This is a genomic window from Pseudochrobactrum sp. Wa41.01b-1, from assembly GCF_019464455.1.
In the GTDB taxonomy this organism is placed as follows: Bacteria; Pseudomonadota; Alphaproteobacteria; order Rhizobiales; family Rhizobiaceae; genus Pseudochrobactrum; species Pseudochrobactrum saccharolyticum.
Genome location: NZ_CP080493.1, coordinates 180684 through 206929 on the forward strand (window position 1 = coordinate 180684; position 26246 = coordinate 206929).

18 protein-coding genes are annotated in these 26246 nt (G+C 53.1%); 5 read left to right on the plus strand and 13 right to left on the minus strand.

Annotation, left to right across the window (positions count from 1 at the left end):
- Positions 1-3: 3 nt before the first annotated feature.
- On the minus strand, positions 4-579 hold the full coding sequence (locus tag K1X45_RS00895; protein WP_220159522.1) for a TetR/AcrR family transcriptional regulator: 576 nt from the start codon (positions 577-579) through the stop codon (positions 4-6).
- 126 nt (positions 580-705) lie between these two features.
- Here K1X45_RS00895 and K1X45_RS00900 point away from each other — a divergent pair, with 126 nt between their 5' ends.
- The gene (locus K1X45_RS00900) at positions 706-2181 is read left to right on the plus strand and encodes an MFS transporter (protein WP_220159523.1); all 1476 of its coding nucleotides are present in this window, start codon (positions 706-708) and stop codon (positions 2179-2181) included.
- A gap of 59 nt (positions 2182-2240) precedes the next feature.
- Here the strand turns inward: K1X45_RS00900 and K1X45_RS00905 are convergent, their stop codons facing one another.
- Both K1X45_RS00905 and K1X45_RS00910 read right to left on the minus strand, forming a co-directional pair.
- The gene (locus tag K1X45_RS00905) at positions 2241-3173 is read right to left on the minus strand and encodes a bile acid:sodium symporter family protein (protein ID WP_075655482.1); all 933 of its coding nucleotides are present in this window, start codon (positions 3171-3173) and stop codon (positions 2241-2243) included.
- 311 nt (positions 3174-3484) lie between these two features.
- Positions 3485-4798, minus strand: a complete 1314-nt coding sequence (locus K1X45_RS00910) for an MFS transporter (RefSeq protein WP_220159524.1) — start codon at positions 4796-4798, stop codon at positions 3485-3487.
- 221 nt (positions 4799-5019) lie between these two features.
- On the opposite strand from K1X45_RS00910, the gene K1X45_RS00915 reads away from it, so the two are divergent.
- The gene (locus tag K1X45_RS00915) at positions 5020-6831 is read left to right on the plus strand and encodes a LysR family transcriptional regulator (RefSeq protein WP_220159525.1); all 1812 of its coding nucleotides are present in this window, start codon (positions 5020-5022) and stop codon (positions 6829-6831) included.
- Between the two features lie 67 nt (positions 6832-6898).
- Here the strand turns inward: K1X45_RS00915 and K1X45_RS00920 are convergent, their stop codons facing one another.
- From K1X45_RS00920 to hutH, 5 genes are all read right to left on the minus strand, one after another.
- A complete protein-coding gene (locus K1X45_RS00920; RefSeq protein ID WP_220159526.1) occupies positions 6899-8545 on the minus strand; it encodes a urocanate hydratase in 1647 nt (548 codons plus the stop codon).
- A gap of 24 nt (positions 8546-8569) precedes the next feature.
- Positions 8570-9658 carry a DUF917 family protein gene (locus K1X45_RS00925; RefSeq protein ID WP_220159527.1) on the minus strand — a complete coding sequence of 363 codons (1089 nt, stop codon included), beginning with the start codon at positions 9656-9658 and terminating at the stop codon, positions 8570-8572.
- A gap of 12 nt (positions 9659-9670) precedes the next feature.
- Entirely contained in the window at positions 9671-10960 is a 1290-nt protein-coding gene (locus tag K1X45_RS00930) for a Zn-dependent hydrolase (protein ID WP_220159528.1), read from the minus strand.
- On the minus strand, positions 10960-12321 hold the full coding sequence (locus K1X45_RS00935; RefSeq protein ID WP_220159529.1) for a dihydroorotase family protein: 1362 nt from the start codon (positions 12319-12321) through the stop codon (positions 10960-10962). The genes K1X45_RS00930 and K1X45_RS00935 overlap by 1 nt, the downstream gene beginning before the upstream one ends.
- A gap of 66 nt (positions 12322-12387) precedes the next feature.
- On the minus strand, positions 12388-14070 hold the full coding sequence (gene hutH, locus K1X45_RS00940; protein WP_220159530.1) for a histidine ammonia-lyase: 1683 nt from the start codon (positions 14068-14070) through the stop codon (positions 12388-12390).
- 411 nt (positions 14071-14481) lie between these two features.
- On the opposite strand from hutH, the gene K1X45_RS00945 reads away from it, so the two are divergent.
- Positions 14482-16077: an amidohydrolase gene (locus tag K1X45_RS00945; protein WP_075655470.1), complete on the plus strand. Its 1596-nt coding sequence runs from the start codon at positions 14482-14484 to the stop codon at positions 16075-16077.
- Between the two features lie 55 nt (positions 16078-16132).
- On the opposite strand, the gene K1X45_RS00950 is transcribed toward K1X45_RS00945, so the two are convergent.
- A complete protein-coding gene (locus K1X45_RS00950) occupies positions 16133-16810 on the minus strand; it encodes a metalloregulator ArsR/SmtB family transcription factor (RefSeq protein ID WP_255560470.1) in 678 nt (225 codons plus the stop codon).
- Between the two features lie 157 nt (positions 16811-16967).
- Here K1X45_RS00950 and K1X45_RS00955 point away from each other — a divergent pair, with 157 nt between their 5' ends.
- Positions 16968-18392, plus strand: coding sequence for an MFS transporter (locus tag K1X45_RS00955; protein WP_220159531.1), 1425 nt, complete (start codon positions 16968-16970; stop codon positions 18390-18392).
- Between the two features lie 47 nt (positions 18393-18439).
- Here K1X45_RS00955 and msrQ read toward each other — a convergent pair whose 3' ends face one another.
- From msrQ to gltX, 4 genes are all read right to left on the minus strand, one after another.
- On the minus strand, positions 18440-19114 hold the full coding sequence (gene msrQ, locus K1X45_RS00960) for a protein-methionine-sulfoxide reductase heme-binding subunit MsrQ (RefSeq protein ID WP_255560471.1): 675 nt from the start codon (positions 19112-19114) through the stop codon (positions 18440-18442).
- Positions 19115-19127: 13 nt separating this feature from the next.
- A complete protein-coding gene (gene msrP / locus K1X45_RS00965; protein WP_220159532.1) occupies positions 19128-20081 on the minus strand; it encodes a protein-methionine-sulfoxide reductase catalytic subunit MsrP in 954 nt (317 codons plus the stop codon).
- 226 nt (positions 20082-20307) lie between these two features.
- Entirely contained in the window at positions 20308-21600 is a 1293-nt protein-coding gene (gene gltA, locus K1X45_RS00970; protein ID WP_220159533.1) for a citrate synthase, read from the minus strand.
- 381 nt (positions 21601-21981) lie between these two features.
- A complete protein-coding gene (gene gltX / locus K1X45_RS00975; protein ID WP_151159276.1) occupies positions 21982-23400 on the minus strand; it encodes a glutamate--tRNA ligase in 1419 nt (472 codons plus the stop codon).
- Positions 23401-23657: 257 nt separating this feature from the next.
- On the opposite strand from gltX, the gene K1X45_RS00980 reads away from it, so the two are divergent.
- Positions 23658-26201 carry a ComEC/Rec2 family competence protein gene (locus K1X45_RS00980; RefSeq protein ID WP_220159534.1) on the plus strand — a complete coding sequence of 848 codons (2544 nt, stop codon included), beginning with the start codon at positions 23658-23660 and terminating at the stop codon, positions 26199-26201.
- Positions 26202-26246 lie beyond the last annotated feature (45 nt).

Below are 26246 nucleotides of genomic sequence, written 5' to 3' on the forward strand. Positions count from 1 at the left end.
TGATTAATCATCAAAATCTTTGGGCAGCAGCTTTTCAATATCGTGGAAAATCTGCTGCCATTCTTCTTCATTCAGATCAAAAAGCTGGAAACTGCGCAGCAGAAAAGCACCTTCATTGGCGATGAATGCAAGGCGGGTATTGCGTCCTTGCTGAGTGGAGACATCAAGCCCGTCCAGTTGTTTGCGATACCATTGCCGTGTTTTATCCAGCTGTTCTGAACTGGGTTCCAGGCTGGCAAGCATGGCTGCAAGACGTGAATCACCAAGCGGGTCACTGTCCCTTGTCACGCGAATATGCGCCGCTATATGGGAGAGGGCATCGGTTCTGCCATTCTGCATGGCGGTCACCTGTTTGTCGAAATCAATACCCCAGCGTGTCAGCATGGCATCGACCAGCCCGTCTTTATTGCCGAAACAATATTGCACGCCGCCCTTGGTGATACCGGCAGCCTTGGCCAGCGCATCAATGGTCAAAGCCGGTGCGCCATGCTCCACAACGATCTTTTCGGCCAGATCCAGCAAATGATTGCGGTCAATGGTACGCGGACGGCCAATTTTTTTGAGTTTTTTACTTTCCATACGTATGGATTTAAATTAACGACCATCAGGTTTCAAGCTTTTTCCGTAAAACAACACATTTTGTCGTTCTGCGGGGCAGGTTATAAAAGTGCTGAAACTTCAGCACAGAAGAAGTGGATATTATCAATGACATTGCATAATCGCTGGCTGGTACTGGCCATCGTCTCAAGTGCATTATTCCTGATCGTGATTGATATGACTGTGCTTTACACAGCATTGCCGCGGCTTACCCATGATCTTGCGGCCAGCGCATCAGAGAAACTCTGGATTATTAATGCTTACCCGCTGGTCGTTGCAGGCCTGTTGCCGGGTGTCGGCAGTCTTGGCGACCGTCTCGGGCATAAACGTATGTTCACAGCGGGGCTTGTGGTTTTTGGTATTGCGTCACTCGCAGCAGCCTATGCGCCAAATGCGGAAATGCTGATTGCTGCCCGCGTGCTGCTTGCCGTTGGTGCTGCAATGATGATGCCGGCAACACTCTCGATCATTCGCCTGACTTTCGAGGATGAGAACGAACGCTCTTTCGCAATCGGTGTCTGGGCGGCGGTCGCCTCCGGTGGTGCAGCCTTCGGTCCTGTGGTCGGTGGTATATTGTTGGAATATTTCTGGTGGGGTTCCGTCTTCCTTATCAATGTGCCGGTGGTGCTGATTGCGCTGGTTCTGGCTTTGACCGTGCTGGAGACCCGCCCCGGTAATAAAAACCGTCAATGGGATCTGGTCGGTTCCGTTCAGGTGATGATCGGTCTTGTCGGTGTGACTTTTGCCCTGAAAGAGCTGGCCAAGCGCGACAGCTCCATGTTGCTCTTTGCCGTCTCTATGATTGTCGGTCTGATTGCGCTGGTGGTGTTCTATCGCAGGCAGCGGGCAACCAATGGTATGCTGGTTGATTTCTCGCTGTTTGGTAACCGCAAATTCTCGTCCGGCGTGATGGCAGCTTCTGTCTCTTCGGCAGCTCTGATCGGTGTGGAGCTGGTTTTTAGCCAGCGTTTGCAGCTTGTTGCCGGTTATTCGCCGCTGCAGGCCGGTCTGCTCATTCTGCCAATTCCGCTGGCCGCCTTTGTTGCGGGGCCGCTGGTTGGTTGGGGGCTGCCAAAAATCGGTGAGGCACGGGTGCTTTGGGGCGGTATGCTGATTACCGGTCTTGGCACAGCGCTTTATCTGCTGAGCTTCCAGATGCAGCCGCATATCTGGCTGATCGGTCTGATGATTATGGGTTTTGGTGTCGGTGCGGCAATGACCGGTGCTTCAACTGCGATCATGGGCAATGCGCCTGAAGAAAAAGCCGGTATGGCAGCTTCCGTAGAGGAAGTGTCCTACGAACTTGGCGGTGCCACAGGCGTTACGATTTTCGGCAGTCTTATGACCGCGATCTATACGGCATTCATGATTGTGCCGGAAGGATCGGGTTTTCCGGAAACGATCCGTGACAGTCTGGATGAAGCTTTGCTGCTGGCAGAAACCCTGCCTGCGGAACAGGCACAGCATCTGCGTGAGGTTGGTTTTATGGCCTTCGATCAGGCCTTTATGTGGGTGATCGCAACGGCCTCATTGCTGATTTTTGCAACGGCATTGCTGATCTACCGGATGAACCGTAAAGCATAAAAAAGACCGGTTCATTCTGACGGATGAGCCGGTCTTACTATTTTGAACAGAGATGATGATTATTTATCATCTTTCATGCGTGCGAAATAATTCGCCAGCAGCGCACCGGAAATATTGTGCCATACGCTGAAGATCGCGCTTGGCACTGCTGCCAGCGGCGAAAAATGCGCAGCGGCAAGTGCCGCGCCCAGACCGCTGTTCTGCATGCCGACTTCAACCGCAATGGCTTTACGCTTGGCAAGAGACATGCCGGTAAGTTTGGCAGCGGTAAAGCCGAGCATATAGCCGATGCCATTGTGCAATACGACAACAAGGAAAATCAGCAGGCCGGTGGTGGCAATTGCATTTTTGTTCATCGCAACCACGGCGGCAACAATCAGCACGATACCGGTCACGCTCACCAGTGGAAGGCAAGGCACAGCCGTTTTAACGATTTCCGGAACGAGTTTCTGTGCCAGTACGCCGAGTGCCAGCGGCACGAGGATCACTTTAACAATGCTCATGAACATTGCCATTGCATCAACCGGCAGGAACTGGCTGGCGAAGAACCAGACGAGGAATGGCGTAACCAGCGGGGCAGCCAGCGTGGTCACACTGGTGCAGGCAACGGACAGCGCCACATCGCCTTTGCCGAGATAGGTCATCACATTGCTGGATGTACCGCCCGGGCAGCAGCCGACGAGAATAACACCGGCAGCGACTTCCGGTGACATCGGAATGATCTTGGTCAGCAATACGGCAAGCAGCGGCATAATCAGAAACTGCGAGGCAACGCCGATACCCACATCGGCCGGGCGGCGAACGACTTCACGGAAGTCATCAAGGGAGAGGGTAAGCCCCATGCTGAACATGATGATACCGAGCAGGGTAACAATATGAGGAGCGAATTGTTTAAAGGTCTCAGGGAATACAAAACCCAGTACGGCAAACAGCAGAACCCAGACCGCAAAAGTCTTGCCTACGAAAGCCGAAAAGCTTGCCAGCATTTTCATTACAGATAGTCCTTATTTAATAACTGACCCCGCTCTTGAGCGCATCCCGAAAAGTGCGAAGCGGTTTTCGGATAAGATGCGCGTAAAAATAGATAGAGCGGTTCCAACGATTTTATTTTAACTGGAACCGCTCTAAATTTTATGAGGCGGCATGGCAAGTTATTAATGAAATAAAATAAGTGCATTACGGGTAATAAAATGAGTCTGTGCGGCAGGCATATAGGCCTAAAGTTTCAGAGCACCTGTAAATAAAAACACCCGCCATAGCTGTGCATGACGGGTGCGTTAGTTTTGTTTGTCAGTCTGTATCGTCAGGCTGTCTTTTTATTGTCGCCCATTTTGAAAATCGCGAACAATGCGATGACAGCTGCGATACTGACATACCATGCAGGGGCGCTGTAGCCGAGCGAAGTCGTGCCGAGCCATGTCAGCGCTGCCGGAGCAAAACCACCGAAAATCGTGGTGGAGATGTTATAGGCCAGCGACATACCGGTTGAGCGGATATGGGTCGGGAAGACTTCGGACAGAGCAGAAGGTGCAACACCAACCACACCGGCCACCATCACACAGAAGCAGCTCTGAACAGTGATCAGGGTGCCGAGTGTCGGTGAGTGATGCAGCCACCACAGCAGCGGATGAATAGCAATCAGCAGCACGGTTGTGGTGATCGCCAGTGTCAGACGACGGCCGATCTTGTCGGAAACAGAACCGGCAACGATACAACCGACAGCCATAAGACTATTCCCGATCAGGGCAGCAATGAATGCCTGTGAACCGGTGAAACCGAATGCACGCTGTACATAGATCGGCATATAGATGATCATGACATAGACGCTGGCAGCCCATAATACGGAGAAGGCTGTACCTTTGAGCAATGCACCGCCATAATTGACGAACACTTCTTTCAGAGGAGCATGTTCTGCAGTTTTGCCTTGTTTATCAAATTCAGCTTTGAAAACAGGCGTTTCATCCAGTGAACGGCGCATCCACAGACCAACAGGTGCAATCAACAGGCCGAGGATGAACGGAATACGCCAGCCCCAGTCACCAACCTGATCTTCAGTGAGAAGTGACGTCACAGCAAGAGCCACAAAGGCACCGATAATATTGGAAAATGCCATACTGGCCTGCAGCCATGCAGCATATTTGCCCTTCTGCCCTTCTGGTGCATGTTCCACCAGAAATGCCGCCGCACTGCCGACTTCACCACCGGCTGAGAAGCCTTGCAGCACACGGCCTGCAAGAATAATCATCGGTGCGCCGATACCAATAGCGGCATAGGTTGGTGCAATAGCAATCAGCAGTGTTCCGGCTGCCATGATCATGATGGTCAGAAACAGCGCCGCTTTACGACCGGCTTTATCAGCGTAAACGCCGAGTACAACCGCGCCGAGCGGACGGATCAGAAAGCCGAGGCCGAAGGCCAGAAAGGACTTGATCAGTTCGACAGTGTCATTGCCGCCAGGAAAGAAATTCTTGGCGATATAAACCGCAAACAAGGCGTAGATTGTAAAATCATACCATTCCAGAGCATTGCCGATTGAGGCAGCAGCGACAGCCTTTTTGGCGTTGGAATTATGCTTTGTATGCGATGGTATAGTTGGATTATGTGTAACGTCCGTCATAGGACTGGCTCTCCCCCAAACATTCCGGCTGTGGTCTTTTATCTCTCATCTCCCACCAGCAATACGAGACAGTAACAATTTAACTTTGTGTCGGCATTTGACAAAAAATGAATGTCTCCATAGCGAAAAACGAAATAGTATTTCGACAGAACAATATTTTTGTATTTATGGCATATTTGTTTGATATTCTTGGAAAAAATCACTGATGAAGGTCTGTGCCTATGATTGAGCTGCGGCAGCTTTCTTACTTTGTGGCGGCCTGCCATCAAACCAGTTTCAGCAAGGCAGCTGAAATGCTGGATATTGCGCTATCAACACTCAGCGTGGCATTGCAGAATCTGGAGGAGGAAGTCGGTGCACAATTGTTCCGTCGCGTGCCTGCGGGACTTACCCCGACTGTGGCCGGACGCTGGCTTTACCGTGCTGCTATTCCGCTGTTGCAGGCTGAAGCCTTTACCCGTCAGGCGGCGATGCGGGAATGTACCGATGAGAATGAATTCAGCCATCTGGTGGTGGAAGTCCAGCTGATGTTCTCGCTCGGCAATGTCTCCAAGGCTATCAGCACAGCACTTGCCGGTTTGCAGAAAGACTATCCGGATGTGTTTATTGAGCCGCATTGGGGCAGTGCGGATGGTGATCCGGCTTTACCGCTGACAGAGAGTGCGAAAAGCAGCCGGATTATTTTCAGCTATGAGAAAAAGGGTGTCGCCATTCACGATGATCCGTGGGTGCTGGCGCGCAGTCTGCCGGTGCAATCTGGTGAGGCACCGGCCTTACAGGATATGCTGGCTGGTCCCGTGATTGTGCCTGCACTGCCGGAACCGCTGCTGCATGATCTCTCTGCCTATTTGATCAAACACCCAATCAAAAATATCCGTTTCACGCAGGATCATCCGGGCACTCTGGCACGCCTGAGCGGGGAGAACCCTGATACGGCCTTTCTGGTGCCGCAAAGCACGCTGGCAAACCGTATGGGTTTGCATCGTCTTAAACTGGTGCCGCTTGATCCGCCGCTCATCAGCCAGGTGCGGGTGCATATTGCCGATCCGCATCCGGTGGCGGAAGAGACTGTGCGCCGTATTCGTGCGGCTTTGATATCAGGTGAGACGTCGCCGCTATACCAACCGCAGCTCACCAGACGGCAATTCAGCTATTTCCGGCTCATTGACAACAACCGCAATCTCACGGCCGCTGCTCGTATGGCCAAAGTTGCCCAACCGGCGATTACCGGCCAGCTGCGCAAGATGGAGCAGGTGATCGGCAAACAATTATTTGAACGCCGTCGCGATGGTCTTGTGCCGACAGATGCCGGACGGGTTTTTCGTATCGGCAGTGATCTGATCGACGCGCGTTTGCAATCCATGGCCGTGCATAGTGCGGGATCATTGGGGCGTAATCGTTCGCGGTTGCGGATTGGTGTTCTGCCATCCGTCAGTCAGGAGAGTACTTTACTGGCAGGGATGACCGATGCCGTGCTGCGCTGGCGAAAGAACCATCCGCAGATTGATCTGCAAATTCTGGAAGCGCCGACCAGTGTCTTGCAGGATTGGGTGCAGGCGGGTGTGATCAGCCTTGCCGTGCTGGAAACCGATATGCCGCATATGGCGCGTTTCAGCCTCAATGTTGAGGAACCGCTATCGCTGATCTGTCATCCTGATCTGGCGGCAGAACTCTCTCAGGATGCAGCGATTGATCTGGAGGCACTTCGTCATGTGCCGCTGGTTCTGCCGACCATGACCTTCGGCATCCGGCAATTGCTGGATGCACAGTTGAGCGAGCACAACTTGTCCGTTGAACCGGTAATTGAAATCAACTCATTACCGATGATGATCGCGATGATCCGGCGCGAAAAGCTTGCCACCTTGCTGCCGGTCTCAGCCGTGCGCCGCGATCTGGAGCAGGGCACTCTGGTAAGCCTTGAACTGAAGCCGCATATTCTGCGCAGATTGTTTGTGATCTATTCCAATGCCCGCACCCTGACGGTTGCCGAAAGAGAGCTGGTGCGCGAATTGCGCGAGGCACTCACTCCATAGTGCGATTAGAAATGAAAACAGGCGAAACCAGAGTTCCGCCTGTTTTCTTCACGGGGGCATTTAGTTTTTAGGCCAGATTGAAGTGGCGGATGTTTTTCTTTTCCGCTTCATCCAGCGCTTCTTCATAACCGGCATCTGCATAACGCATTACGCCGAGCGATGTGTCATTGGTCAGCGACAGTTCAATGCGGGTATCTGCATCATCGGTACCATCGGCCACCACAGTCACACCGGCGCTGGTCATATAGCCGGAATAGCCACCGCCGCCGGAATGGATCGCGACCAGATCAGCCTGCGAGGAGCACATAGCCAGACCATTGATCAGCGGCCAGTCGGCAATTGCGTCAGAACCGTCGCGCATATTTTCCGTCATGATATTCGGATGCGCCATCGCACCAGCATCAAGGTGATCGCGGGTAAAGGCAACAGGACCGGACAATGTACCGTCACGTACCATGCTGTTCACAGCGAGTGCCAGCTGGGTGCGTTCGCCATGACCAAGCCATGCGATACGCGCCGGCAGGCCTTCAAACGGCACATTCTTACCGGCGAGATGAATCCAGTTGGTGACAATGTGATTACCGGCAAAAGCCTTGAGGATATAATTGTCGATAATGCGGATATCTTCCTGATTATTCGACAGAGCAATCCAGCGGAACGGGCCAATTGCGCGGCAGAACAGCGGACGCAGGAAGGCTTCGGTGAAGACCGGAATATTGAACGCATCCGCTACGCCGCCGTCTTTGGCATGGGTGCGGATCAGGTTGCCATTGTCAAAGACGACCGAACCTGCTTTCTGGAAGCCAAGCATTGCCGTGACGTGACGAACGATGGAAGCGCGGCTTTCATTCATCAGTGTCTGCGGATCGCTCTTACGCATCGCGCGGGCTTCATCCAGTGAACGGGTTGCCGGTACATAACCGTAAACCAGATCATGGGCGGAAGTCTGGTCAGTCACGATATCAGGAATGATATTGCGTGCCAGAATTTGCTCATAAAGATCCGCGGCATTGCCGTGAACGCCGATGGAAACAGCGCGTTTCTCGGCCATTGCTGTTTTGACCTGCGCCAGCGCATCGTCCAGATCTTTGGCAATCACGTCAAGGAAACCGATATCCTTGCGCTTCTGAATGCGTTCCTGATCGATTTCAACGCAGAGCGTAACCGCACCGGCCATACGACCTGCCAGTGGCTGCGCGCCGCCCATGCCGCCTAGACCGGCGGTGAGGATCAGACGTCCGGCCAGATCATTGTTGAAGCTCTGCTCGGCAATACGCATGAAGATTTCATAGGTGCCCTGAATAACCCCCTGCGAGCCGATATACTGCCAGTCACCGGCAGTGAGACCGCCCCAGCAGATCAGGTTTTGCTTTTCCCATTCGTAGAAATTTTCAGCCTTCGCCCACTGACCAACCATATTACAGTTGGCCATAATCACGACCGGTGCCTGTTTATGGGTTTTCAGAATGCCGATCGGCTTGCCGGATTGTACGACGAGCGTTTCGTCTTCTTCAATTTTGTGCAGGCTTTCAACGATCTTGTCATGGGACGGCCAGTCGCGTGCGGCTTTACCGAGTGCGGCATAGACCACCAGATTGTCAGGGTCTTCACCCACGGCCAGCACGTTTTCCATCAAACGCAGCAGGCCTTCAGCGCGCCAGTTCTTACAGCGCAGTTCGGTGCCGGATGTGACGTTAAATTGTTTCTTGGACATCGTATTTCTTTCAGTATTGATTGCTCAGGCCAGTGCGTAATCGGCAAGGGAAATGCCGAGTGCTTTTTCGACGATCGGATAAACGCTCGGATCTTTGACCGAGGCGCTGAGCGGGATTTCTGTCTTGTTGATGTGGAACACCAGAATTTCCATGCCCTCATGGACATTGCCGACACTGACAGGGCTGCCATTGGTATCGAGCGTAGTAATCACATCAGGGAAGGTGGCAAGACGCTGACCGTCACCATCATCCACGGCCATATATTCGTTCATCACATGCAGGATCACATCGCGGTTGCCGTTACGCACGGTGATAGTGCCGATGTCGAAAGCTTCCTGCGTGTAATGCACATTCTTGGCGGTGACTTTGCCCTGCGCGAGAATGCTGCCATTGGTGGTTTTGCAGATTGCATCAATCACCGCAGTTGCGCCTTTGCTCTGGGCTGCGCGGATGGCTTCGCCAAGGGTCAGAGCACGGGAGATACCGCCGAGCGCTGCATTCTTGCGCACATAGGAAGCACGCAGCGGATTGCGGCAGCTGGCGATGAAACCACCGGACATATCAGAGGCTTTGCGCAGGATCGGCGAGATTTTGGCTGTCGCGCCGCGTGTGACCAGTTCGATATAGGAGTTGGAATCACGGTGACCGCCAACGGCTGTCTGGATCATCTGCTCAGGGCTGTTGGCCATGCCGATGGAGCCCATGTCGCCGGTCGGATGCGCACGGATATCGCCCACAGCATCAATCACTTTGGTGCCGAGAACAGCGGAAGGCAGCCAGGCATTCATGGTGCTGGACATGCCATTCTGGCCGATCATCAGGCCATAGACTTCATCGCCCAGCTCATATTGCAGCAGTTCAACGGCTTTCACATAGTCGATGCCGAGCATTTCCCACTGGGTGGTGCTGGCCGGTGCGCCGATAGCAGCGGCTGTGGCGATCCATGCGTCATCGGATACTTCTTCCATATCCACCAGTTCAGGTCGGCCAATGGTGACCGCAGTAGTGCCCAGCATACGGCCGTGCTCGACCCAGCCGCCGCCACCGGCTGCAAAGACCGAGCCGCCTGCAATTGCGGATTCCACGTCATCCAATGTTAAAATACGCCCCATAATGGCCTCCTCTTAAATGCTGTTATGCGTTTGATTGGTAACCGGAGTGCGCTCGTCAAAGCGGCGCACTGCCGCAAACATTGCTGCAGCACCTGCTGCAATGTCGTGTTTTTCTGCCCATTCTTCCGGTGTGTGGCTGCGTCCGCCAAGGCATGGCACAAAGACCATGGCCGCCGGTGCCAGCTGGCCGATAAAGGCCGCATCATGTCCCGCACCGCTGGCGAGTTGCAGATGGCTATGGCCGAGCGCATCAGCGCTTTTTGCCAGATCATCCAGCAGGCCTAAGTCACAATCCATCGGCATGGTGTCGGAAAGGGTCTTGAAACTGCTGCGCTCCACTCTGGCCTTTTCGGCAGCATCTTGCGTTGCCGCATCAATACCTTCCAGAAAGCGCAGGGTTTTCTCGCGTTTGCCGGTGCGGATGTCGACAATCACCTTGGCCTGTTCCGGCACCACATTGGCACCGCCCGGCTCAAGGGTGAGAATGCCGACAGTGGCAACAAAATAGCCATCCGGCTCAGATGCCAAAGCTTCGGCCTGTTCACGGATTGCAGTGACAGCTTGTGCCGCCGCATAAAGCGCATCGCGGCGCATATGCATAGGCGTGGTGCCCGCATGGTCAGCGGCACCCTGAAAAGCGATTTCCAGACGGGTGATGCCGACAATACCGGTCACCAGACCCAAATCCGTTTTGCTCTGTTCCAGCACGGGGCCTTGCTCAATATGCAGCTCCAGATAGGCGGCAATATCATCCTTGCGTATAGCCTCGGTGAGCTTAGCCGGATTGCCACCGACACGGATCAGCGCATCGCCTAAGCGCTCATCCTGCGGGCCGGTAAAGTCGAGCATAGCATTGGTCAGCTGACCGCTCATACCACGGCTGCCGACACAGGAGAGGCCGTATTCACTCGGTTCTTCAGCGAGAAAATCCACCACTTCCAGATTGTGCTGCAATTCAATACCGGCATCGCGCAGGGCGCGGGCAACTTCGAGTGCCGCCACCACACCGGCAATACCGTCAAAGCGTCCGCCGGATGGCACAGTATCGCTGTGCGAACCCATCATAATGGTTTTGGCATGCGGCTTGGCACCGGTACGGCGACCGATCAGATTGCCTGCGGTATCAATGCGCACCTCAAGACCAGCGGCTTTGAACTGCTCGATCAGATAGGCGCGGCCAGCCAGAAAACGCGTCGTAAAGGAACGGCGTGTGTAAGGCTTGCCCGGCTCGGTAATATCGGCCAGCGCCATAATGTCCTGCCAGAGCCGGTCACCATCGACGAGCGTGTTGGAAGCCGCCATTACGCGGCTCCTTTACGAAGGGCTGGGTGGACAAAACGACCTGAACCCGGTTCCGCTGTGACCACGCCTTCAGCCATGGCACATTCACCGCGCACAAATGTATGGGTGATGCGGAATGGCAGTTTGATGCCGTCATAAGGGCTCCAGCCGACAATATTATTGCCGCTTTCTGCCGCTTTGTAAGTGTAAGGATCGCGGCGTGCCAGCACGATATCGGCATCAAGACCGGCACCGAGCGCACCCTTGGTCTGACTGAGACGGAACAGGTTCGCCGGATTATGCGCCAGCAGGCGGGCGGCATGGCTGAGAGAAAGCCCGCGCTCATCCAGACCTTTGAGCAGCAGGGCATAGAGCGCTTCCAGCCCCGGAACACCGGATGCGTTTTTCAGCATGTTTTCATCGTTTTTGCGATCAAGCGACCAGCTCACATGATCGGTGGAAACAATGGTCACATTACCGGCGGCCAGTTGCTGCCAGATGGCTTCACGCTCGGCGCGGTTGCGTACTGGCGGGTTGATCTTGGCGCGGCCGATCAGGCGGCTGACATCATCTTCTTCACAGAGGGTCAGATAGTGGATGCAGGCTTCAACCGTTGCCGCATAGCCCTGTGCGCGATAGCCCGCAGCCAGTTCATAACCACGGCCAACAGAACAATGCACCACATGGGTGGCACAACCGCTCATGGCGCCGATTTCGTAGACTTCTGCCATAGCCAGTGTTTCGGTTACCGGCGGGCGGCTCATGCTGTGGGTCAGATAATCGGTGCGGCCGCTTTTCTCGACCTGATCGATGTAATAGCGCACCATTTCATCATTTTCATTATGAATACCGGCAATCAGACCATGACGGGCAATGGCCGAGAAGCACTCATAAAGCATCTGCGGGGTGATGCGCGGAAAGCGCTCCGGATGCGTGCCGAAGGTCGAGAATTTGAAACCGGCCGCTCCGGCTTCCACCAGACCGTCAATATGTTTGGTGCCGTCTGCCGGATGCGCTGTGGCATAAAGCGCGAAATCCACGCGCGCTTCTTGACCTGCGGTTTCCACCTTGCGGGTGAAGCGCTCCGGCGTGGCGATCAGGTCGCCGTCGTCATAAGGCATATCGACAATCGTCGTCACACCACCTGCAGCGGCCGAGCGGGTCGACCAGATAAACTCTTCCTGATTTTTCTGGCTGCGGCTATGTACCTGACCGTCAATAGCACCCGGCAGCACCAGATAATCCGCTCCGCCGTGGCTTTCGCCTGCAGGGGCAGCACCCTGACCTGTCTGGACAACACGGCCGTCGCTGACCAGCACCCAGCCATTGTCAATGACCTGATCGGGCAGAACCACTTTACCTTTGAAGACTTTATCCTGCATTGCGGCATTTCCTCATTCTGGCTGCCTGCATCACTTTGCAATGCAGGCAGTTATGCGATTTTAAAATTACTTGGTGGCTGGCTGTGTGAAAGCGTGGAGCACCTGCACACCGGCGGCAAAATCAGGCGTGTAAATGCGATCCTGATCGACGAATTTGACCTGTGCACGATAGGTTTCCAGCAGTTTTGCGGAGGTTTTGCCGAGCGCAACTTTGCCACGCAGATCAACTGCTTGTGCCGAATGCAGCAGCTGAATGGATGACAGGCTGTACATATTGCCGAGAATACGCTGAAGATTGTTCACAGCCAGCGGGGCATTATTGCCGGTATCTTCAATATTGCCCGCCATGGCGAAAGTGTCGAGCGAGACTGGCATGGCCAACTGACGATTTTCCGCATAGAGCGCAACAAGCGGCTTCTGCATGGCACCGAAAGCATGGCCTTCATTCTCAGGGCCGGCAAGGAAGCGCGGCAGCTTGGTGAAATCCGGATTTTCCGTGCGGATGGTCTGCATCACAATATTCTGTGCCAAACGGGTGAGGGCGACATTCAGATTTTCTACACGGGTGGCAACCGGCAGCATATCGAAATTGGCGGTCGGATAAATCGCGCCATGCACATCGCCTGCGACCTGATATTTATGCAGCTGGTTATGGCTTTCAGCCGCTTTTTCCGCAGGCTTGTCGGAAGTCACAGCAGCCGGATTGTCATCACTGGCATTGATATGGATATGCAGAGCTTCTTCGAGTGCGGTCTGCGCTTCCCATGCATTGCCAAGCGCATAGGCCATCGTGCGGTAGGAGAGCGGATCCTGCAAAGCGCGTCCATCAGACTGCCGCCAGAGATAGGAGCCATCCAGCGCTGCACGAATATCTGTTGCCGCCTTCACCATGCCCGGAAACGGGCGCAATCCGGTTGTCTCAGACAAGAAGGGCGCGACATTACCGTTATAGCCTTCTAGCGACAGGGCGAAAACGGCTGTGGCGGCTTCCAGATACTGGCGTGTTTCTTCTGCCAGCAGCGCTGCCTGACCGGCAGTCAGTGCATTGGTGCTGAGAATGGAAAGGAAGTCTTTGCCGACCGGTTCAATTGGCTTTAATCCTGCCAGTTTCAGGGCTTCTGCCGCAGGCATACGCTTGCCCTGATAATCCACAAACCATTCGCCGATCATTGCCAGACCAATATGGGAAGCGAGTGTAATATCAGCCTCACCGACAGAGCCTTTTTCCGGCACAACGGGGATGATGTCGTGATTGAGGAAGTCGCGATAGGCTTCCACCACACTCAGCTGCGTGCCGGTTTCACCGCCGAGCATTTCATTGAGGCGGATCAGCATACCGGCGCGTACTGCCTGCGCAGGCATGGCCTCGCCAATACCGCCGCCATGGGCATGAAGTGAACTGGTGTTGAAGCGGCGGGAAAGTGCCAGCAATTCTTCATCCAGAGTGCGGCGGCCTTTAACCTCTTTGAAAACCGGTTTGTCCTTGTTCCAGCCCACGCCGACATTCAGCCCGTAAACGGCGGTGCCCTGCAAGGCGGCTTCCATCACCAGTTCAAAACTATGGCTGACTTTTTGTGCCGCTTCCGGTGCGATTTCGACTTTTTCATTTTTGTTCGCTGCGAACTCTGCCACCTGCGCAGTGGTGAGCTGTGTGCCGTTAAGCTGCAAACTTTCAGCATAGGCGGCAGAAGACGACAGGAGGGCAAGTGTCAGAAGGCTGAGTTTGGACAGGTGATTGAGCTTTTTCATACTGGGTTCCCCTTTGCCTTTTCCCTCTGGATGAGGGTGCTTATGGATGCGGCAAATTATGGGTCAGTATAGAAATTGCTTGAAAGGCTGAAACGGCGAAAGTTGCGAAACCCGCAATAACAAAAAGCTAAATCCTGCCGGTAACGGAGAATAGTTTTCCGGACAGTCCGGATTGTTGTCCGGTGAGTAGCTGCTTTCATTTCTCGGGGTAATGAAAAGGACTGCGTGTAACTGAAAGGCTGGTTTTGGGAAATGAAACTCGATATTCAGTAATTGTTAAAATGACAATAAATACAGTAAAATCAAAAGCTTGTAATTGTTATTTTAAGGGTTGTGTATGGCGTTTTTATGATGAATTGTCCGCAGGTAACTATCATAGAATCTCAGGCAAATTCAGTAACGGAGTTATACATGTCTTGTACTCTCTCGTCTAAAATTGCACTCAGCCTTATGATGTCGGCCTCTTTGCTCAGTCAGGCCGCAGCACAAAAATCAGAACAGGATGTCAAAGCCTATAAGCAGCAAGTAACAGCGGGTGTGGAGAGCCGCGCCAAGCTTGCGCAGGAGATGACGGATTCAATTTTCAGCTTTGGTGAGCTGGCCTTTCAGGAAGTTGAAACCTCAAAATACATAACGGATATTCTTGAGAAAAACGGCTTTACTATTGAGCGCGGTGTTGCCGGTCTGCCGACCGGTTGGGTGGCGCGCTGGGGTTCCGGTAAGCCTGTGATTGCACTGGGCAGTGATATTGATGGTCTGCCAAAAACGTCTCAGATGCCCGGTGTTGCCTATCGCAAGCCAATGATTGAGGGCGCACCCGGTCACGGGGAAGGGCATAACTCCGGTCAGGCTGTGAATGTGGTTGCAGCCTTGGCGATGAAAGACCTGATGGAGAAGGAAAAGCTCTCCGGCACGCTGGTGCTCTGGCCGGGGGTGGCAGAGGAGTTGCTGGGCGGCAAGGCCTATATGGTACGTGACGGCGTGTTCAAAGATGCGGATGTGGTGATGTTCACCCATGTCGGCAATAATCTGCAAACCTCATGGGGCGCAGCCAATGGCACGGGCATGGTCTCGGTCAAATATACATTTGCCGGTGAGTCTGCTCACTCTGCCGGTGCGCCGTGGCGCGGACGCAGCGCGCTTGACGGCGTGGAGCTGATGAATATCGGCTGGAATATGAAGCGGGAGCATTTGCGGCCTGAACAGCGCTCGCATTATGTGATCCCTGACGGTGGCGATCAGCCGAATGTGGTGCCGTCTGTTGCCAGCGTGTGGTATTTTATCCGCGAAACGGATTTTGAGAATATCGCCAAGAATTTCGCTGTAGCGAATACAATGTCTGAAGCAGCGGCAAAAATGTCTGACACGGCAGTCGAACGACAGATTATCGGCACAGCAGCACCGCGTCATTTCAACAAGCCTATGGCGGAGGCAGCCTATGCCAATATTCTCGAGGTTGGCCTGCCGAAATGGACTGACGACGAAAACAGCTTTGCAAAAGCTGTGCAGAAGGCTGTGAAAGGCAAAGAAGACGGGCTGGCGACAGAGTTGAAGAAACTGGCTCCGCCACCGGAAAAACCGGAAAGCGGCGGCTCGGATGATATCGGTGATGTGTCATGGATTGTGCCGACAATCACGCTGAACTATCCGTCGAATATTCCGAACCTTCCGGGGCATCACTGGTCGAATGCCATGTCGATGGCGACACCAATCGCTCATAAAGGCGTTGTCGCCGGATCAAAAGTGATTGCCATGACGGGCGTTGATCTTCTGACTAAGCCGGAACTGGTATCTGCGGCACAGGATTATTTTACCAATGTGCAGCAGAAGGATCAGAAATATCTGCCGATGCTTGGTGCGGATGACAAGCCGCAAATTCAGCTGAATACGGAGATTATGCAGCAGTTCCGTCCTGAAATGCAGAAGCTCTATTACGATGCAGAGAAATACCCGACTTATCTGGATCAGCTCGGCGTCAAATTTCCTGAGCTGACTGCGCCGCAATAGCAGAAGTTTATAAGGATGATAAAGGCGGTTCGGCATTTAGCCGGATCGCCTTTGTTTATCCGGCTTGAGTTATACGATAGGTACAGCGGCGTGCGCCTAGCAGAATATGCTCGCAGCGCTCGATCGTGCAATTGTCACCGAGAATGGCCTGAAAAATATTGAGTTCGGAGCGGCAAAAGCCGCGGCAGGCCGTAGCCGCAGCGCAGATAGGGCAGTGGTTTTCAATCAGCAGCCATGAACCGTCCGGCTGCTTTGTCCATTCCGACATATAGCCTTCCTGACTGCGCAATTCTGCAAGGCAATCAATGCGTTGTTCCAGCGCTGTCATTTCCCGCATGGCTGTGCGGTAGTTTTTGAGTATTTCCTGTTCGCGCAGGCTGATCACGCGCTCAGTCAGGTCTTCACCCAGACTGCTCATATGACGCAATAAACTAACGGTCAGCTCCGCATGACTGTCAGGAAAGCGGCTATTGCCTTTCTCTGTCAGATGCCAGAACTGCACCGGACGTCCGGCTTTTGGTTTTTTTTCTGTGGCATAGGGCTCAATCAGGCCTTCTGTCACAGATTTTTGTAATTGCTGGCGTATATTTTCCGCACCCGTGCCTGCGAGTCGTGCAAGTGCCGATATTGTTTGCGGGCCACGGGTTTTAAGAATAAACAGCAGGCGATCAGCGGTGCTTTGTTGTGCAGCGCTATTCATTTCATCTGAAGTGATAATGTCAGAACTTGACATTTGATCTCCTGCTGAATATTCCAAGTCCGTACTTGCTTAATTAGCGGCTTCCTCAGGGATTTGCAACCCGACCGGTATGTTCCGGTTAAAATTGATGAGAAACACAGGCGCATTCCCGCCGGAACTCATGGTTTTTGATAGCTGTCCGGAGATTGAAATGTCTGACCCGGCATCACTCACCAGTTACCACAAAGTTGGCTGGGGAGATTTGTTGACTGGCAGAAATGCCATTCGTTCCATGGCGCTCGCAGGTGGCGTCGCGCTTCATGCTGTTAATGTTTACATTGCTACAACCATTCTGCCGTCCGTTGTTTCGGATATTGGCGGGCTGGATTATTATGCGTGGAACACCACTCTTTTCGTCGTTGCATCCATTATCGGCTCAACGCTGGCTGTGAAATTGCTGCGCAAAACCGGCCCGCGCAAAGCCTATGCCATTTCGGCCAGTGTTTTCGCTCTCGGCACCCTGATTTGCGCTGTTTCGCCGACAATGCAGGTTCTGCTGATCGGTCGTTTCATTCAGGGCTTCGGCGGCGGTTTCATGCTGGCTTTGTCCTATGCCATGATCCGTATCGTCTTTCCCGAAGCACTGTGGCCGCGCGCTATGGCGCTGATCTCCGGTATGTGGGGCGTTGCCACACTGGTAGGCCCTGCTGTTGGCGGTATTTTTGCCGAGCTTGGCGAGTGGCGTGCTGCCTTCTGGTCGGTTGTCCCTGCGGCGCTGCTTTTCGCGGTTATGGCGCTGTTTGTGTTGCCGGATGTACGCCATGAAGAGGAAGACACAAATCGTCTGCCTTTTGTACAGCTCAGCCTGCTGACACTTGCAGTTTTTGCGGTATCGCTTGGCAGTGTCAGTTCTGAAGTGATCTGGAATGTGGTTGGTATCAGCACGGCGATCCTGTTGATCGGTCTGATGATCCGTCTGGAAGCCACCAGTAAAAATCGTCTGTTGCCGCGTGGTTCTTTCAGTTTCAGCCAGCCGCTTGGGCCTGTGATCGTAACCATGTCTTTGCTGGCGCTGACAGTTACATCCGTGGAAGTGTTCATTCCGCTGTTTCTGCAGGTGCTGCATAACCAGTCGCCATTGGTTGCCGGTTATCTGGCTGCGCTGATGGGGGCAGGTTGGACAATTGGTTCAATCATGAGCTCGGGGATTTCATCGCGTCGTGTGCGTGATGTGATTATTATCGGCCCGCTGGCCTCTTTTGCCGGTATGATTTTGTTGCTGCTTCTGCTGCCATTTTCCAGCAATGGTACCTATCTGGAATTGCTGCCGCTCTGCGCCGGTTTCATCGCTGTGGGCTGTGGCGTGGGTATGACATGGCCGCATCTGCTGACACGGGTGCTGAAAGTTGCACCGGCCGATGAGAAGGATCTGGCATCAACTGCGATTACCACTGTGCAGCTGTTCTCTGCCGGTCTCGGTGCGGCAATGGCCGGTATGGTCACCAGCCTTGGTGGTTTGACTGTACCGGGTGGTATTGCCGGTACATCCAGTGCTGCATTCTGGCTTTTCCTGAGCTTCGGCGTGGGACCTTTGCTGGCTTTCCTATGCGCTTCACGCATGGTGAAACGCTGGTAAAATCAGCCGCTACGTTAAAAAGATAAAGCTGACCGGTTATAGTCCGGTCAGCTTTTTTTATAGGTGAGATAGGGCTGGCGTACAAAGCGCCACAAAACCAGTGCAATGATAATCAGGCCGTAAATCAGCGGCTCAGGCGGCCAGCTTTTAACCGACATCAGAAAGTGCAAACTACCGGCGAGAGCGATGACATAAATCAGCCGGTGCAGGTTCTGCCAGTTATTCTTCAACTTGCGGATTGACCATTGGTTTGAAGTTATTGCCAGCGGGATCAGCATGACAAAGCCGATAAACCCGAAAATAATAAACCAGCGTTGCGTTACATCTTTCACGATATCCGGCCAGTTCAGGCCACGGTCGAGAATGATATAAGTCGCGAAATGCATGGCCACATAATAAAACGCCAGCAGCCCGAGAGCGCGGCGATAGGGCAGGAAATTCAGCCGGAATAAATCGCGCAGCGGTGTGACGAGCAAAGTCAGGATTAAAAAGCGCAATGCCCATATACCAAGAAGATGCTCAAATGATTTGACCGGATTAGCACCCAATTGATTATTGGCCGCCAGCCAGAATGCCCATGCTGCCGGTGCAAGGCCGACAACATAAATACCCCAGCGCAGCCAGAGATTATTGGGGATTTTGACCGGCGGTTTACGTGCAGCTGTCTGTTTGCCGGTTGTGCGGGGCATAGCGATGGTTTGCGCAGCGATATCTGGTTTCATGCCGGTTCCCGCTCTAATAATTCTTGGTCAGATCCATGCCGCTATAGAGTTGGGCAACATGCTCGCCATAGCCGTTAAATGGCAGCGTATCGCGTCTGTCAGGCGAGAAGAAGCTGCCGCTGCCAATCCGTGTCTCAGTCTTCTGGCTCCAGCGCGGGTGATCTACCGCGGGATTAACATTGGCATAGAAACCATATTCCGAAGCGTTCTGCATTTTCCATGCAGTAACCGGCTCTTTATCTGTCAGCGTGATTTTGACAATGGATTTGATGCCTTTAAAACCATATTTCCACGGCACAACAAGGCGCACCGGTGCGCCGTTTTGATTGGCGAGGTTCTCACCATAGAGGCCGGTTGCCAGCAATGTGAGCGGGTTCATCGCCTCGTCAAGGCGCAGTCCTTCACGATAAGGCCAGTCAAGTACCGCAAATGTACCGCCGACACCCGGCATTTCTTTTGGCCGCAGGGCTGTTTCAAAGGCAACATATTTGGCAGACCCCAGCGGTTCAACACGCTTCAGCAATTCTGACAGCTGAAAGCCCTGCCAGGGAATAACCATCGACCATGCTTCAACGCAGCGCATCCGGTAGATGCGCTCTTCAATACTCATCGTTTTAATCAGGTCATCAATGTCGAAAGTCGCAGGCTTTGCTACCATGCCGCCGACTTCGATTGTCCACGGGCGTGGCTTGAAATTGCCGGAATAGCTGGACGGATCGGATTTGCCTGTGCCGAATTCGTAGAAATTATTATAGGTCAGCACTGAGTCTTTTGGTGTCAGCGTCTCATCGGTTTTAAAGCCGTCAGCACTATCTTTGGCTGAGGCAATATCCGGTAGCAGGCCACCGAGAGACAAACCAATGCCGGCAGCAATGCCTGTCTTGATAAATTCCCGTCGCCGCAAATAAAATGACTGACTGGTGATTTCAGAGGATGCGATACCGGATTTAAAAAATGACTTAGACATAGCACTTGCTCCCTGCCGACTTATGTCAGTGCAATTATAGGGGAATAGGGCGGAATTAATATCGGGTAATATATTAGAGAAAATCTGTGGTGGAATTTAGTTTATAAAACGCGCTTTGTGAGATTTGAATATTGTGGAACAATAAAAAAGGCTCCCGAAGGAGCCTTTTTTATTCGTAAGAACCGAATATTGATCTGAGATAGCGCTCTCAGATATCCGGCACAGATTATTTGCGTTTTGCCAGCGGTACGAAATCGCGCTGTGCGTAGCCTGTGTAAAGCTGACGCGGACGGCCGATTTTCTGAGCTGGATCTTCGACCATTTCTTTCCACTGAGCAACCCAACCGATGGTACGGGCAACGGCGAACAGAACAGTGAACATTTCTGTCGGGAAGCCGAGAGCCTTCAGCGTGATACCGGAATAGAAATCGATATTCGGATAGAGCTTCTTCTCGATGAAATATTCATCGGTCAGTGCAATATTTTCCAGTTCCATCGCAACATCGAGCAACGGATCATCTTTGATGCCGAGTTCGCCGAGAACTTCATGCGTGGTTTTCTGCATGATGCGGGCGCGCGGATCGTAGTTTTTGTAAACGCGGTGACCGAAGCCCATCAGACGGAACGGATCGTTCTTGTCTTTTGCCTTGGCGATATATTCAGGAATACGGTCAACCGAGCCGATTTCAGCCAGCATGTTCAATGCAGCTTCGTTGGCACCGCCGTGAGCAGGACCCCAGAGACAGGCAATACCGGCAGCGATACAGGCAAACGGGTTCGCGCCCGAAGAACCGGCAAGACGAACGGTCGAAGTCGAAGCGTTCTGCTCGTGGTCCGCATGAAGGATGAAGATACGATCCATGGCGCGTGCCAGAACCGGATTGACCTTATATTCTTCACAAGGCACGGCAAAGCACATGCGCAGGAAGTTGGAAGCCAGATCAAGATCATTCTTCGGATAAACGAAAGGCTGACCGACATGATATTTATAGGCCATTGCAGCCAGTGTCGGCATTTTCGCCAGAAGGCGGATCGAAGCAACCATACGCTGATGCGGATCAGTAATGTCGGTTGAGTCGTGGTAGAAGGCGGACATGGCGCCAACGCAGCCAACCATTATGGCCATCGGATGCGCATCGCGGCGGAAGCCGGTAAAGAAGCGCGACATCTGCTCATGCACCATAGTGTGGCGGGTCACGCGGTAGTCAAAGTCTGCTTTCTGGGTCTTGGTTGGCAGTTCGCCGTAGAGAAGCAGGTAGCAGGTTTCAAGGAAATCGCCCTGTTCGGCGAGCTGTTCGATCGGATAGCCGCGATGCAGGAGAACGCCTTCGTCACCGTCAATATAAGTGATTTTGGATTCGCAGGAAGCGGTTGAAGTGAAACCAGGATCGTATGTGAAGGAATTTGTATTCTTGTAAAGCGGGCCGATTTCGACGACATCTGGTCCGATTGTACCTTTGCGGACCGGCAATTCGGTCGAATTGCCATTTAGCGTGATTGTCGCTGTCGTATTAGACATACTGGTTCCTTTCATCATCGCGCTCACTGCTCGTGGATAGCAGTAAATTTGGAGCATAATGCCGAAAACGGGTGTTTCGGTTTAGTCTTATGCATAGAAACATACAGTTAGGGTATTTTTACCGGCGCTGCCAGTTTGAAAAATATCCTTAAGCCGCTGTCACTCAAAATTCATGATATTTGTGAATGACGGCCTGCAAAATTTATGGCTCAAACTATCGTAAATGTTGGAGGTTGCAATGTGGAAATTTGCGTTTTTCTGAACAAATTTCTGTCAATTAGCCATTCTTACGACAGAGGCCGGTTTTTGAAAATCACACTCCTGTGTTCAGGACGTGTTTGAAGCCGTATTCTGTTGAAAGAACACGGCTTCTGACAGGCTTTATACGGCCTGATCCTGAATACGTCCGAGCGCTTCTTCGCGACCCAGAACCACCAGAACGTCAAAAACGCCCGGTGAAGTGGCGCGGCCGGTGAGGGCCGCACGCAGAGGCTGGGCAATTTTGCCAAGCTTCAGGCCGGTTGATTCCGCATGGGCGCGGACAACAGCATCCAGCGCATCAGCATTCCACTCGGCAGCTTCCAGCTTTGGCAATACATCTTTGAGGATCGCACGGCCTTCATCATTGAGCAGGCTTGCGGCTTTTTCATCCAGTGGCAACGGGCGGGAGACGAACAGGAATTTTGCACCGTCTGCCAGTTCCACCAGCGTTTTCGCGCGGTCTTTCAGACCCGGCATTGCTGCAACAAGCTGCGCACGGCGCTCATCGGTCAGCAGAGCCTGCAATTCTGCGCCGCCTTCAATATAAGGCAGAACATCGATCAGCGCTTTGGTAAGCGTTTCTGAATCGCTGGCACGGATATGATGACCGTTAATGGCTTCCAGTTTCTGGAAGTCAAAACGCGATGCGCCTTTGTTGATGTCTTTGGTATCAAACCATTCAATCATCTGCTCAATGGTCATGATTTCATCATCACCATGGCTCCAGCCGAGGCGAACCAGATAGTTGCACAGTGCTTCAGGCAGATAGCCCATTGCACGATAGGCCTCAACGCCGAGCGCACCGTGACGCTTGGAGAGCTTGGCACCATCCGCGCCATGGATCAGCGGGATATGGGACATTTTAGGCACATCCCAGCCCATTGCCTGATAAATAACGGTCTGACGGGCAGCATTGGTCAGATGGTCGTCACCACGGATAATATGGGTAACGCCCATATCATGATCGTCGACCACAACCGCATGCATATAGGTTGGCGCTCCATCGGAACGCAGAATGATGAAATCATCCAGATCCTTGTTCGGGAAGCGCACTTCGCCCTGCACATCGTCCAGCACAACGGTTTCGCCTTCGCGCGGCGCTTTAATGCGGATAACCGGCTTCACACCTGCCGGTGCTTCCGACGGATCACGGTCACGCCAGCGGCCATCATAGCGCGGCGGGCGGCCTTCAGCACGCGCCAGTTCACGCATTGCGTCCAGTTCTTCCGGTGAGGCATAGCAATAATAGGCTTTACCGGCTTTCACCAGTTCTTCAGCAACTTCGCGGTGGCGCGGTGCGCGTTCCCACTGGGAGATGGCATCGCCGTCCCATGTCAGGCCGAGCCATGTCAGACCTTCAAGAATAGCTGCCGTTGCGGCCTCGGTGGAACGCTCGCGGTCGGTATCCTCAATGCGCAGCAGCATCTTGCCGCCGGTATGTTTGGAATAAAGCCAGTTAAACAACGCTGTACGAGCGCCGCCGATATGCAGATAGCCGGTCGGGGAAGGCGCAAAGCGGGTAATAACGGGTGATGACATCGGTCGCTCCGTATCTGCGGCAAAGTTACAGGATCTTACGCTTATATTCGAATATATCGGCTAAAGAATGTAACTGGCCGCCTCTCGATTTCTTGTGCTGTTCATGTAGCATAGGCAGCACAACGTGCAAGACTTGATGCAAAAATCAAAGCGCAGAACCGGTGTTTAACGCCGCTCAATGCAAGATTCCTGCGTGAAATAGGCTGTTTTGGACGTATAATTGTGCAGCTGTCAGGTGCGGGGGCAATTCAGACAGCATGGCGAATGGTTATGGCGGTGAATGTGACCATCAGGCAGGCAAGACTGAGTCCCGTCATGATGATGGCGGGTCAGGGAGTACGGCTGACCAGACGAAACATAGCAGCGGATTAACTGCCGAGCAATTCATGCTCGGTTTTGCTCCGGTGCCGGATGCAGAGTTTATACCCGATGATGGTGTTGCTTATAAAGGACGGAAGCGGTCACGGATCATCCGGCTCAATCTGCGCGAATATTGGCAGCGTTTTCTGGATAATATTTGTGATGCTCTGCTGTTTGAATATGAACGCGGAACGGTTTTCCTGCTGCTGGCCGTTGCGAGTGGTGCAGGGGCGGTTCACTATTTTTCTCTGAAGTCTGAACCTTACTGGATAGAGTTGTTTGTGCCGACATGCTTGTTTGGCTGGCTGCTGTTTTTACTTCGTGACACGCTGATAAGGCGTGTCAGTCTTGTGCTGATATTAGCCTTTGTAACCGGTATGCTGGCTGCGAAATGGGAGACGCAGCGCTATGCAACGCAAATGCTTGGCAGTTCTGTTTCAACCACTCTGACAGCGCGGATTGTCTCGCTCGAACAGGAGGCTGAAGACAATGGCAAAGCCGGACGCTGGCGCATTATTGCCGATGTGCTGACAACGGAAAAACCGCATCTGCGCTATGCGCCGCAACGATTGCGGATTTCTGCCCGTGATTTACCTGCGCAGGCTGAAACAGGTTCTGTCCTGAAAGGAGCGGTGCGATTGCGTCCCCATGGCGGGCCGGTGCGTTCCGAGCAATATGATTTTGCATTTCATGGATATTTTCGCGGCATTGGTGGTAATGGCTTCTATCTCGGTGTGCCGAAACTGGTTGATGGTGAATTTGCCGGTGATGCAGTGTCAAAGAGCTGGACTGCTTCAATTGAGGCGCTGACCGGTCAGTTGCGGGCGATGATCGGCGGGCGGATTATGCAGGCACTGTCCGGTGAAGAGGGAGCGGTGGCCGCAGCGCTGATCTCCGGCCAGCGGGCAGGGATCAGCGAGACAACCAATGAGGCGCTGCGCATTGCAGGGCTGGCGCATATTCTTTCAATTTCCGGCCTGCATCTGGCACTGGCAGCAGCAATTGTCATGGTGAGCCTGCGTGGCATTGCCGGACTATTCCCGTCTTTAGCGCTCTATTATCCGGTGAAGAAAATCGCCGCACTGATCTCGCTGTTTTCTTCGGGTTTTTATCTGGCTTTGTCGGGTGCAGATGTGGCGGCACAGCGTAGTTTTATCATGCTGGCCGTGATGCTTTGTGCGGTGATTTTGGATCGTAAAGCTCTGACCTTGCGCAATCTGGCGATTGCGGCGTTGTTCAGTATTCTTGTGACACCGCATGAAATTCTGGGGCCAAGTTTTCAGATGTCCTACTCTGCGACCGGCGCGCTGATTGCAGGCTTTGCGTGGTGGAAATTACGCAAGAGACAAAGCAATGAACAGGCGACGCGGCAGACGACATTGGGGGGTAAGCTCAGGCTTTGGCTTGGCGGGATTGCGGCGACTTCGCTTTTGGCCGGTACGGCCAGCGGGCTTTTTGCAGCCTTTCATTTTAACAATATGGCACCGCTTGGCATGCTGGGAAATGCACTGGCACTGCCGGTGATCTCGGTACTGATTATGCCTTTTGCGGTGCTATCTCTGCTGCTGATGCCTTTAGGACTGGAATGGCTGCCATTGCAGGTGATGGGCAAAGGCATTGAGCTGGTCAAATGGATTGCGCATTTTGTTGCCGGACTTTCCCCTGATCTGATACCCGGCCTGTTGCCCGTGCCGGTATTGTTGCTTTGGACGGCGGCAATGCTTTCGGCGATGATCTTTACCAGTCATTTGCGACTGATATCGCTGTTCTTCCTGATGATTGGCGGGATTGTGCTGAGTATGAACACTTTGCCGGATATTATTATCTCGGAAGATGCCAGACTGGTTGCAGTCCGCCAGAACAACAGTCTCTATGTAAACCGTGCACGACCGACTGCCTTCACAATCGATAACTGGCGCAAGGCCTACAGAATTCATGAGGTAAAAACGCCGGATAGTAGCAGTGCGGCAAGTTCTGAAGGTTTTGCCTGTGAGGACGGGTTATGCAGTTTTGATCTGCAAAACGGGCAGGTGTTGGTCTATGCCGAAAACCGGCCTGCGGCAGATGTCGCCTGTACTATCGGTGATATTATTATTCTCGCTTATGCAGGAAACCTGTCTTGCCCTGACAGAAATGACAGTCGCATTACACCGGCAGTAACGCAAAATGCCCCTGTCATCATCACTCGCCAGCAGCTGGCACTACACGGAGTGGCGGAAATTTATCTGAAACCGGATAGTCGCAGTGATACAGACACAGCACAAACTCTTTTTCCGGCTATGCTGCAAAGCGCGACTATAAAGGCGCAAGTGCATCAAACTGGTTTGGCATATCTGCCGGAACAGGCTCAGGTCGTGTTTGCAGTGGGAGAGCCGCAACGACCATGGCACAGCTACCGCCTCTGGTCCCGTGCTGCCCGCAATCTGGAAGATCCGAAATAAGAGCCGCCGCATCTTCTTATGATCGTAGCTATTATGAATGCGTAG

Excerpts from the sequence above, each read along its gene's own strand:
- K1X45_RS00895 (WP_220159522.1), bottom strand. The coding sequence starts at position 579 with ATGGAAAGTAAAAAACTCAAAAAAATTGGCCGTCCGCGTACCATTGAC.
- K1X45_RS00900 (WP_220159523.1), top strand. The coding sequence starts at position 706 with ATGACATTGCATAATCGCTGGCTGGTACTGGCCATCGTCTCAAGTGCA.
- K1X45_RS00905 (WP_075655482.1), bottom strand. The coding sequence starts at position 3,173 with ATGAAAATGCTGGCAAGCTTTTCGGCTTTCGTAGGCAAGACTTTTGCG.
- K1X45_RS00910 (WP_220159524.1), bottom strand. The coding sequence starts at position 4,798 with ATGACGGACGTTACACATAATCCAACTATACCATCGCATACAAAGCAT.
- K1X45_RS00915 (WP_220159525.1), top strand. The coding sequence starts at position 5,020 with ATGATTGAGCTGCGGCAGCTTTCTTACTTTGTGGCGGCCTGCCATCAA.
- K1X45_RS00920 (WP_220159526.1), bottom strand. The coding sequence starts at position 8,545 with ATGTCCAAGAAACAATTTAACGTCACATCCGGCACCGAACTGCGCTGT.
- K1X45_RS00925 (WP_220159527.1), bottom strand. The coding sequence starts at position 9,658 with ATGGGGCGTATTTTAACATTGGATGACGTGGAATCCGCAATTGCAGGC.
- K1X45_RS00930 (WP_220159528.1), bottom strand. The coding sequence starts at position 10,960 with ATGGCGGCTTCCAACACGCTCGTCGATGGTGACCGGCTCTGGCAGGAC.
- K1X45_RS00935 (WP_220159529.1), bottom strand. The coding sequence starts at position 12,321 with ATGCAGGATAAAGTCTTCAAAGGTAAAGTGGTTCTGCCCGATCAGGTC.
- hutH (WP_220159530.1), bottom strand. The coding sequence starts at position 14,070 with ATGAAAAAGCTCAATCACCTGTCCAAACTCAGCCTTCTGACACTTGCC.
- K1X45_RS00945 (WP_075655470.1), top strand. The coding sequence starts at position 14,482 with ATGTCTTGTACTCTCTCGTCTAAAATTGCACTCAGCCTTATGATGTCG.
- K1X45_RS00950 (WP_255560470.1), bottom strand. The coding sequence starts at position 16,810 with ATGTCAAGTTCTGACATTATCACTTCAGATGAAATGAATAGCGCTGCA.
- K1X45_RS00955 (WP_220159531.1), top strand. The coding sequence starts at position 16,968 with ATGTCTGACCCGGCATCACTCACCAGTTACCACAAAGTTGGCTGGGGA.
- msrQ (WP_255560471.1), bottom strand. The coding sequence starts at position 19,114 with ATGAAACCAGATATCGCTGCGCAAACCATCGCTATGCCCCGCACAACC.
- msrP (WP_220159532.1), bottom strand. The coding sequence starts at position 20,081 with ATGTCTAAGTCATTTTTTAAATCCGGTATCGCATCCTCTGAAATCACC.
- gltA (WP_220159533.1), bottom strand. The coding sequence starts at position 21,600 with ATGTCTAATACGACAGCGACAATCACGCTAAATGGCAATTCGACCGAA.
- gltX (WP_151159276.1), bottom strand. The coding sequence starts at position 23,400 with ATGTCATCACCCGTTATTACCCGCTTTGCGCCTTCCCCGACCGGCTAT.
- K1X45_RS00980 (WP_220159534.1), top strand. The coding sequence starts at position 23,658 with ATGGCGAATGGTTATGGCGGTGAATGTGACCATCAGGCAGGCAAGACT.